Raw genomic sequence first — 8,908 nt, forward strand, 5'->3', positions numbered from 1 at the left:
CCTTCCGCGCCCGCCACCCCCGCGTGGAGGTGGACGTCATCGTCGAGCAGCGCCTCGTCGATATCGTCGCGGAGGGCTACGACGCCGGCGTGCGCCTGAGCGAAACCATCGAGCGCGACATGGTGCAGGTCCGGCTGACGGACGCCTTCCGCTTCGTGGTGGTAGGGGCACCGGCCTACCTCGAGAAGCACGGCCACCCGGAGCGCCCCGAGGACCTCCGCCGGCATGAGTGCATCGTCCTCCGCTCCCAGACGACCGGAACGCCCTATGCCTGGGAACTGGAGCGCGGAAACAAGACGTGGCGCGTCCCAGTGCAAGGCAGCGTCGCCACCAACGACGAGCTGACCAGCGCGGCGCTCGCCGCCGAGGGGCTGGGGCTGGCGTATGCCCTGGAGCCCGCCATCCAAGCGCAGCTGGATTCCGGACGCCTCGTGCGGGTGCTGGAGGACTACGCACCTACCGTGCCGGGCTTCTTCCTGTACTACCCCAGCCGCGCACAGCGCTCGAAGCCCCTGCGCCTCTTCGTCGAGGCAGCCAGGGAGCTGGCGACCAGGGCGGGTTGACGCAGTACCCAACCCGCCACGCAATGTCCTCACGGCGAGGCCATGGAGTGCCTCTTCAACCCCACGCAGCTCACCGAGAAGCTCCAGGTGAATTGGAACCGACTGGCGGAGCTGGCGCGTGTGGACGTCCGTGACGCTCTCGCTCGCTGGCGGACTGGCGCTCCAATCCCACGCACATGGGCAGACTTCATCCGGGACGAGGACTACTTCGAATGTTGAGTCGCGTATGCGAGCGCGTAACCCAAGAAGGAGTCGAGCCAATCGGCCACGTTGTCGGCGACGTGTTCAAACTGGTATTCGTCGCGCCAGAAGAACCAGAACGCGCTGTTCTCGCGGCGTGTCTTGTTCGCGATAACGAATGAATAGCCCACCGACGCCGCATCCGTCGTGCCCACGATGACGGCGACCGCGTCTCCCGAGTGAAGGGGGGCCAGGAACGGGTACTTCTGCGGGCGGAACCTCGGCGATGACGTGAGCGTTCGCGTCAGCGATTGCGACTCGGCAACTAATGATTGGAGGTCGAACGTAGCGGCGACGCCCCACGCATCGACGCGGCCGAAGCGAGACAAGTAATCGAAGAGTTCGATGGGGAGCCAGGCGCCCAGGTTCGCTTCGACGGCCTCGATTTCGTTCATGCCGAACGCAGGCCCCACCGTGAGAGGAGAAAGCCCATTGCCGGAAGCGACTTGATTAATGGCCGCTACCACATCAAGGATGCTCATTCGGCCAGACTACCCCATGCAGACATCGAGGCGAGCCTCGATTCGCGCTGGCGCCTGGGACACCGGCGAGTCGCTCCGGTGGAGAACCTCCGAGACAGGACTCGCGCCTGGGTGCACGACGCCAAACGCCACTGAGCCCCCATTCTCTGCGTATTCACTCTGGTCAGAGCCCGCCGCACCGTCCCCTCCCAAACGGCGGACTTCATCCGGTGAGAGGACGAGAGGGTAATGCGGAGGAACTCACCGCCGCAGTCCCATGGGCGGACAAGGCCTCGGCGGCCCATGGGGATTGCCGGACATCATCGGCGTCTACCGGCCAACAGCGGGGGACTCCATCTCGTAGACCCCCGAAGTCCTCGCTGTCGGAGTCAGCGGCACGACGGAGGATCTCCTCTCGGCCGATGGGCAGGCAGCGGCCCACCTGCTCTTCGCCGCGAAGACGTCCCTTGCCCTGCCACACACCCTCGCCTTCAGGCGACAAGCGGGAACTGGTGGCGCGCTGCCAGTTACACGGCCGCGGCCTCATTCTTTTTGGGGGCCAGCCCACGCGACGAGTACACCGTCATTGTCCCGGCGCGCAGACGCCTGTGCCTACCCAAAACTCGGTCGCAGCGTCATGCGTGCGTCGCGGCCACATTCGGCATTGCGTCAATGCGAGTGAGCGAGGCGCGCACGCAGAGACGACAAGTTCCCTGACACAGGGGCCGGGGTGCCTCCCGAAGAAACGCCGCGCGCATGCGAAATAGCTCGCGTTGAGAGTTCGTTGTGCTTGAGGGTGAGCAACCGGCCACGAGAGGGACGACCTGCTCGCCCCCGCACACACGCACCGTCACATGGAGCCGTCTTCCCCTCCTGGAGTTGAACACATGAGCCGACTGGCATCCCCCTCCACTCAGCCACGTACGACGACGTGCCGGGCTGGCGCACACACCTGGCGCATTCGGATTCTCTCGCTTGCGGTGATGGGAACCACCGCCTGCGCCGCGCCGTCCGCGCTCGCCGTGTCTCCGGCCGGGGTGCCCGCGTTCAGCGAAGACATGCTGTCGCCCGAGTTCTGGATTCGCCGCGCGCCGTCTCCCGACGAGGTGCTGCTCGATGCCGACCAGGTGGCGGCGAAGCGCATGCGCGCCTTCGGTCCGGATGGCGGCCTCGTCGACTTGAAGCGCATCCCAGCCACGCTGACGCGGGCGCAAGTCGCCGGCTGGGTCAAGGATGCGCAGCAGACGCCCATCCAGGCAGCCATCGACGAACAGGGCCGGCTGGTGACGGAGGCGATGCTCGAAGAACTGCGCCAGAACACCGCGGCCGAGCAGATCCCCGAAGCATCCACCGCGCGCTACGGCCTCAGCGTGCGGCGCACGCCCCTGCGGTCACTCCCGTCCGAGCGGCAATTCTTCGCGGCGGAGGACCTGCGCGACTACGAGAGCCTTCAGGCCGGCATCCTGTTCCCGGGCGAGCCGGTCGTCATCGCGCACCACAGCGCGGACCAGCAATGGCTGTTCGTCCTGACGACGCAGGGGCCCGCATGGGTCCGGCGCGGAGATGTCGCGGAAGGCACGGCGGACACGGTGTTCTCCTACGTGGCGAAGGCGCCCGGACGTGTCGTCACGGGCGACCAGGTGCGCACGGTCTTCACGCCGGAAGCACCCGGGGTGTCCGAGCTCGAGCTCGACATGGGGGTCGCGCTACCGCGGGCCGACGTGGCGCCCGGCGAGCCCGTCAACGGCGCCAGCAGCTATGCGTCGTGGCCGGTGCTGCTTCCGGTGCGTGAGCAGGACGGCACGCTGGCCTTCCAGAGCGCGCTGCTGCGCCGTACCGCCGACACCGCGCCGGGCTATCTGCCGCTGACACGTGCCAACATCCTCCGCCAGGCGTTCAAGTTCCTCGGCGAGCGCTACGGCTGGGGGCACCAGTTCAATGCGCGCGACTGCAGCGGCCTGACCAGCGAGGTGTACCGCAGCATGGGGCTGTTCCTGCCGCCCAACTCCGGGATGCAAGGGAAGAGCGCGGCGCTGAACCACCGCCTCTTCACGGCCCAGGACTCACACACCGAGCGGCTGCGCGCGTTGGCCCAGGCGCAGGTGGGCGACCTCATCGTCGTTCCCGGTCATGTGTTGATGCTCATTGGCCACGTGAATGGCGAGCCCTACGTCATCCAGGATGTGCCGTACGCCGTGTTCAAGGATCCGGCCGCGCAGCAGCTCCGGAAGACGAAGCTGAACCAGGTGTCGGTCACCCCGCTGCTGCCGCTGTACGCCGACGACACGACCCTGTACGTGGACGCGATGACGAGCCTCGTGCACGTCACGCAGCCATAGGCCCGACCGCCGAGCGCGTCGGGTCCCTCACCGCGGCCCGCGCGGACGCCTCATCTCGCGGACATCATCACGCGGGGCGACACCATCCCGGCACGCCGCTCCGGCAGCCAGGTCACTGGCCACCAGCGGCGCGGCCAGGAAGGCCAGAGGCTTCCCGTCTCCGCTTCACTTCCCGCGCAGCGCATTGACGAGTTGCTGGGCTGACTTGGGGTCGTCGCAGGAGTTGCTCAGCGGAAACCACCTGCACCCCGTCAGGCGCCTGCAGGTATGGGGCTGCCCCCATTTTCGGACCCGTTGAAGCGTGAGAGTGTCCTCGCGTCCGCGGTGGATGCGCATCCTGGCGCAACATTGAGCGGACTCAAACGAAGCTGAAATAACGCCAGTCACCAATGGCGAGCGCCCCTCGGTGGCGGCAGTTGCCGAGCACCGGGGGGCGGAGCCGTTCAGGGGAGGCTCAGGGAGAACTGGCGCAGGTGCTCGGGTTGCTCGCGGTCGCGACGCAGTCGATCCACTGGTGGAACTCCGCGTCATACGAAGTACCCAGACCGCCAAGGGAATTGTAATACGTATTATAGTTACCCGCGCGGAAATGGCCGGCAAAGAGGTCCACCTGACTGGCGTGCCGCTCGAACATGAAACGCGCGGCGAGATAGCCCCACGAGTACACGCGCTCTGAGCCGCTATCGAGGGTGTTCCGGAAGATCTGGCTGAGCTGGTAGCTCTTGCTTCTGCCCACTTGAACCGCAGCGGCGTTGTCTCTCTTCTTGGAGATGTACTCGGCAAGCCCCTCTGACCACCAGGTGGTGCTCCAGTAGTAGGATTCGCCGAAGTCGCCCTTCAGGTTGAAGCGGCCGTCGAGGTAATGGACGTACTCGTGGCGCAGGTTCCAGATTTCAAAGGTGGGCCGCACCCATTCCGCCTCATAGGCGAAGAAGCGAGCCTGATTGTTCGGGGCGGCGGGATTTCCCTCCATGTAGATTCCACCGTTGTTGGTGCTGATGCCGAACAGCACGCCAGCGTACATCTCGTAGTCCTTGCTGCTGTCGAAGATGACCATTTCCAGCGACGTGTTGTTGTCGTTGGCCACAGGCACACGGTTCGTCTTCAGGGTGTCGTGGAAGTAGGTCTCCTGGAGGGCGAGCTGGTCGCAGCTCTGGGTGAACTGCGCGGCCGTCATATCCTGGGCGCGCATCCGCAACGTCGCGCTGCAGGTGTGCGTGAACTGGAACAACGCTTGCTCCACGTCCCGCCGGTAGTTACAGGTGCCGTAGTAGGCACAGTTGGCGCCGTCGTAAGCCTCCACGAACTCCGCCGCAGCCAGCCAGACGCCCGCGGTGGGCCCCACCATGGAGTGGTTGGTGAGGAGCGCCTTCACCTTGGGACGCGCCTTGTTCTGAAGGGTCCCGGGGTACTTGAGGAAGCGGGACATCTCTCGCGCCGCATTGATGGTGAGAAACTGGAGGCTGGTGCCCAGCAGGTGATCATTGCGCACGCCGAAGTTGTCCAGCGAGTCGATGATGGACGAGTCCAACTGCGCGGCCGCTATGAAGGCGCTGTTGAAACTGCCTCGGTACAGGTTCACGAAGACTCTGTTGGCGGCTTCACGCATCGGCGGGGAGGCCAGGGCGTTGTTGTTGAAGCCATCCAGGAGGCGCTTGAAGGTGCCCAGGTGCTGGGCATACTCTTCCGCGTTGTCGATGAGGGTGACGAACTCCAGCAGCACCTCGCCATGGGCATCCGTGGTGTCCATGAAATGGAGGTTGGCGATGAAGGTGGTCATGGCCAGGCGGGTGGAGACGCGCAGCAATTCGCCGTAATTGCCCACCGACTGCGGGTAGTAGTAGTGCACGTAGTAGCCTGCGCGCAGGAACAGGATGAGCTGGAGCGTCTGGGTGTTGTTGTTCCCTGGGTATGTCAAGGCGTTGGTGGTGAGCGCGGTGGCAACCGTGTTCATCTTGCCCTCGTTGAATATCTGACCGGCGAGGGCGCCGGAAACATCGAAGAGCGCGTAGAGACACTCGAACGCGGATCCCTTCACCAGCGTGACGAGCGCGTTCCCGCTCGCCGATGCAAATGCACCCGTATTACAGGCCAGCAGCGTCTGCAGCTGCGCGGCTGGGGCGGGGGGCTGGCGCAGCAGCGCCGGATCCACGTTCGGAGTGCGCTCGTCGGCGGTGATGCGCTTGTGGATGTGTTCCACGCCATGGAGCCGCGAGGCCCCCACGGGCGGGGGGCCTTGGGGACGGGCATCCGCGCCCGCGGCGACAAGGGAAAGACAAGCTACGAGTACCAGTCTACAGCAAGACCAATCATTGACGAGACGGCGCATGCGGTTTGCTCCTCGACTACGGCATTGCCCCGGGCCCGCGGTGTCCGCGGCTCCAAGTGGCACTGCAGTGAGCGACATACTGCTTCAACGAATTGCATTTACTGACTTTGAATCCCTACACCTCTCCGTGAGGTGGACCTTCAGAAACGACAAGACGCACAAGGAATTGACTCCCTGGAGCACCGGCGCAAGGGGTTCACACGACGGATGGCCAGTCCACCGTTCGCGAAAACGCTGGTCGACCGGATGAGCACTCTCCCTACCCGTGAACAAGTTGACTAGGGCTGCCCATGGCAGCCAATGACTGCCAGAACCAAGCAGAGGGCAAGAAGCGATCTGGATATGTCTTTCATACGAAGTGGCCCTGGGTTGGTGGTGAGGAAGGCCCGGAGTCACGTCAGCACTGCCACTTCTACGCTGCTTGTCAGTTCATGGATATTGGACCTAGGGCCTACACAGCACGGGCTCACCCCTGGCCCAACCCGTCCACGAACCGCACCAACTCCGCCACCGAGCCCACGCCCAGAACTTCTGGAAGCCCGGCGCAGGGCGGCTCCCGTTCGTCCCATGCTCGGGACTGACGCGTTGCGCACATGCGATGGAGCCCGAGGGGAGAGAGCAATTGTTGGGGGGGGCGGCCTCGGGATAGAAATCCTCCGACGCAGAAGGAGGAGTGAATGTCGAGTCGAACCGTCTCCCGGAGGACGTTGCTCCAAGGTGCGTTGGTGGCAGTCGCATTCAATCCCATGAGCCGGAGCTGGGCCTCCACGCTGGAGGCTGGCGCGGTCCCCCTGCCGCCGCTCGATGGCGAGTTGCGGATGGACACAGCGTCGCGGACCGCGGCCGCGGAGGACTTCGGTCACATCCTCCACCGCACGCCGTGGGCGGTGCTCGTTCCCGGCTCGGTGAAGGACATCGTGGCCATGGTCCGCTTCGCGCGGCGCCAGGGCGTGAAGATCGCCGCCGCTCGGGGCCTCGGTGAGAGCCACAGCACCTTCGGCCAGTCCCAGGTGGCGGCGGGCATCGTCATCGACATGTCCACGCTGTCGACCATCCACGAGATTGGCGAGGACAGCGCCTGGGTGGATGCGGGCGTCCGGTGGCACGAACTGCTCCAGGCCTCGCTTCCCCACGGCAAGAGCCCGCCGGTGCTGACCGACTACATCGAGCTGAGCGTCGGTGGGACACTGTCTGCGGGGGGCATCGGCGGGCAGGCGTTTCGCTGGGGCCTCCAGGTGGACAACGTCCTGGAAATGGACGTCGTCACGGGTCGGGGTGAGCTCGTGCGGTGCTCGCGCTGGCGTGAGCGGCCCCTGTTCGACGCCGTGCGCTCGGGCCTGGGCCAGTTCGGCATCATCGTGCGAGCGAGGGTGCGGCTCGTCGAAGTGCCGCCCCGCGCTCGGACGTACATCGCGCTGTACAACGACCTCCACCGCTTCATGGAGGACCAGCGGCGGCTCATCGAGGACGGCCGCTTCGACTACGTCGAGGGCTCCGCCGTCGCCTCCAACGGGGGCTGGGCGTATCAGCTCGAGGTGGTGAAGTACTTCACGCCGGGCTCGGAGCCGAACGATGCGAGACTGCTCGCGGGCCTGGGCTTCCAGCCGGGAACGCTCCAGGTGAGCGACGGCAGCTACTTCGACTTCGCCAACCGGCTCGCGCCTCTGGTCGAACTGCTCAAGCAACTCGGCGTCTGGGGCTTCCCCCATCCGTGGCTGGACATGTTCGTCCCCGCCCGGTCCGCCGAGTCCTTCGTCCAGGAGGTCCTCTCGCAGACCACCGAGGCCGACATGGGGCAGGGGCCCATCCTCCTCTACCCCTTCCGCTCCTCGGAGCTGACCACGCCCTTCCTACGCACCCCCAACGACAGACACGTCTTCCTCTTCTCGCTGCTGCGCACCGCCATTCCACCGACGCCGGAGAACGTCGCATCCCTCCTGCAGAAGAACCGCGCCATCTTCGACCGGCTCACGGCCATCGGCGGGAAGATGTATCCCGTGGATGCCTTGCCCTTGAGCCCCGCCGACTGGCGCCGCCACTTCCACCCAGCCTGGGAGCGGTTCGAGCACGCGAAGCGGCGCTACGACCCGGACCGCATCCTCACGCCTGGACAGGGCATCTTCTGATTGAAATTGCCCCGGTTTCGCGGGGTCCCACTCGCTGTGCGAAAAGGACCCCACGGTGCCGAAGACACGTCCTCCCTACGGCTCGGAATTCCGGCAACGCATTGTTGAGCTGCACCGTGCTGGCCGGTCCGCGAAGAGTGCTGGGTGTCTCCGAGAGCGGCGACCATGCCTGACGCACGCGGCGGCCCTCGAAGCGGTCCGTGGCAGACGCGCAGCTGAACGAGCGCATCCGCGCCATTCATGGCATGAGCCGTCAGACGTACGGGGCCCCCCGCATCCATGCGGAAAACGAAGTACCGGGCGGCGGCTTGATGGCGAACGCCCGGAGCGCTTTGTTGAACTGCGGGCAACTTCACTATCGCCAATAGCAACAAGAGCGCCGAGTACCGGGCGGACCAAGGAGAGAGTGCCGTGTCGTTATCCCCACGAGTCGCTGGCGCGGCCTTGGGCCTGTCTGCCGCTGCCCTCTTCGGGGTGAGCACCCCGATTGCCAAGCTGCTACTTCCTTCCAGCACGCCGCTGGTGCTCGCCTCCCTCCTCTATCTCGGTGGGGGTTTGGGCCTGACGGGTCTCGGCTGGCTACGCAAGCTACGACCGCACGCCCCAATTGAACGGGAAGCTCGCCTGTCGCAAAAGGATGCCCCCTTGCTCTTGGGGGTCATCCTCTGTGGAGGCATCTTGGGGCCCGTCCTGATGTTGGTGGGCCTGCAACGCATGTCTGGCGTGGCTGCCTCCCTGCTCCTCAACCTCGAGGGTCCCTTCACCATCCTCCTGGCGCTGCTCGTGTTCGGAGAGCACCTGGGCCGCGCGGGAGCACTCGCCGCCGCCTTCATCATGGCGGGCGCCGGGG

6 protein-coding genes and 1 pseudogene are annotated in these 8,908 nt (G+C 65.6%); 5 read left to right on the forward strand and 2 right to left on the reverse strand.

What is annotated here, in order from left to right; genetic code table 11:
* Window positions 1-563 (forward strand): LysR substrate-binding domain-containing protein (locus FL344_RS37230; RefSeq protein WP_255508271.1); only part of this gene is annotated, 563 nt, incomplete at its 5' end.
* A gap of 203 nt (window positions 564-766) precedes the next feature.
* On the opposite strand, the gene FL344_RS37240 is transcribed toward FL344_RS37230, so the two are convergent.
* Entirely contained in the window at window positions 767-1,285 is a 519-nt protein-coding gene (locus FL344_RS37240) for a hypothetical protein (protein ID WP_141621844.1), read from the reverse strand.
* 962 nt (window positions 1,286-2,247) lie between these two features.
* Here FL344_RS37240 and FL344_RS37245 point away from each other — a divergent pair.
* On the forward strand, window positions 2,248-3,603 hold the full coding sequence (locus FL344_RS37245; RefSeq protein WP_228565646.1) for an SH3 domain-containing protein: 1,356 nt from the start codon (window positions 2,248-2,250) through the stop codon (window positions 3,601-3,603).
* Window positions 3,604-4,057: 454 nt separating this feature from the next.
* Here FL344_RS37245 and FL344_RS37250 read toward each other — a convergent pair whose 3' ends face one another.
* A complete protein-coding gene (locus FL344_RS37250; RefSeq protein ID WP_228565647.1) occupies window positions 4,058-5,803 on the reverse strand; it encodes a collagenase in 1,746 nt (581 codons plus the stop codon).
* 806 nt (window positions 5,804-6,609) lie between these two features.
* Here FL344_RS37250 and FL344_RS37255 point away from each other — a divergent pair.
* The 3 genes and pseudogenes from FL344_RS37255 to FL344_RS37265 all read left to right on the forward strand — a co-directional run.
* Window positions 6,610-8,058 (forward strand): FAD-binding protein, encoded by a 1,449-nt coding sequence (locus FL344_RS37255; RefSeq protein ID WP_141589966.1) that lies wholly within the window; start codon window positions 6,610-6,612, stop codon window positions 8,056-8,058.
* 134 nt (window positions 8,059-8,192) lie between these two features.
* Window positions 8,193-8,345 (forward strand): annotated as a pseudogene (locus tag FL344_RS37260) (IS3 family transposase); the annotation flags it as partial.
* Between the two features lie 124 nt (window positions 8,346-8,469).
* The coding region (locus FL344_RS37265; RefSeq protein ID WP_141621846.1) for an EamA family transporter at window positions 8,470-8,908 on the forward strand (439 nt) is incomplete at its 3' end.

The organism is Myxococcus sp. AB036A, assembly GCF_006547355.1.
GTDB classification, from domain to species: Bacteria; Myxococcota; Myxococcia; order Myxococcales; family Myxococcaceae; genus Myxococcus; species Myxococcus virescens.